Origin of the sequence: Photorhabdus sp. CRCIA-P01, from assembly GCF_003545805.1 — a bacterium.
Taxonomy (GTDB): Bacteria; Pseudomonadota; Gammaproteobacteria; order Enterobacterales; family Enterobacteriaceae; genus Photorhabdus; species Photorhabdus antumapuensis.
The window spans coordinates 1-872 of record NZ_NMQR01000198.1; the positions used below are offsets into that span (position 1 = coordinate 1).

1 protein-coding gene is annotated in these 872 nt (G+C 58.7%); it reads left to right on the top strand.

Annotation, left to right across the window (positions count from 1 at the left end):
- Positions 1–36 precede the first annotated feature (36 nt).
- On the top strand, positions 37–872 hold an 836-nt coding region (locus D3222_RS24805; protein WP_232832682.1), incomplete at its 3' end, for a type VI secretion system Vgr family protein.

An 872-nucleotide genomic window follows, 5' to 3' on the forward strand; every position in this document is an offset into this window, starting at 1 on the left:
TACGACGTGCGTTTACCGTTACGTGACCCGGCGGGCATGAATCACAACGACCGTGATTCGGTGTGGGATTTGCACGTTGAACATCGGGTGGTCACGCAAAGGGTGAAGGTGCGGGACTACAACTACCGGGAAGCGGGCAATGACCTGCAATATCAGGTCGGCCGGGATCGGGATACTACCGTGATTGGTGAAGTGTATCGCTATGGCGATAACGTTCTGACCAAGGGAGAACAGATCCAGCCCGCCCCGGAAACGGCGGGATTTTATGCCCGTYTGCATCACGAGCGCGATCTGTACCGGCAGCACCTGATCCGGGGTCAAAGTTCTTCCCCGATGCTGGTCCCCGGCTTAGTGCTGGAGCTGGAAGGGGAGAGACCGGCCGCGGTGGGAAAAGCGGGGGTATTGATTGTCTCCATGCGAAGCAGTGCCCGGCGTGACAGCAACTATCTGGTCAGYTTCAGTGGCATTCCCTACAGCGAAATCCTGAGCTACCGGCCGGCACTGCGGGAACGACCGGTGATATCCGGCACGGTGCCGGCGCGGGTGACCAGCGACTGGCCGAACGACACCTACAGCCATATCGATAAAATGGGCCGTTACCGCGTCAAGTTTGATTTTGATTTGGATGAGTGGCCGCTGGGAGGCGAAAGCCTGTGGGTGCGTTTAGCCCGCCCGTATGCCGGTAACAGCTACGGTTTCCACTGGCCGCTGCTCCAGGGAACCGAAGTGGCGATCGCGTTTGAACAGGGTAACCCGGACCGGCCCTATATCGCCCATGCGTTGCATGACTCGCGGCATGAAGATCATGTAACCCGCTACAACTACAGACGCAACGTGTTGCGCACGCCGGCCAACAACAAACTGCGGATGGA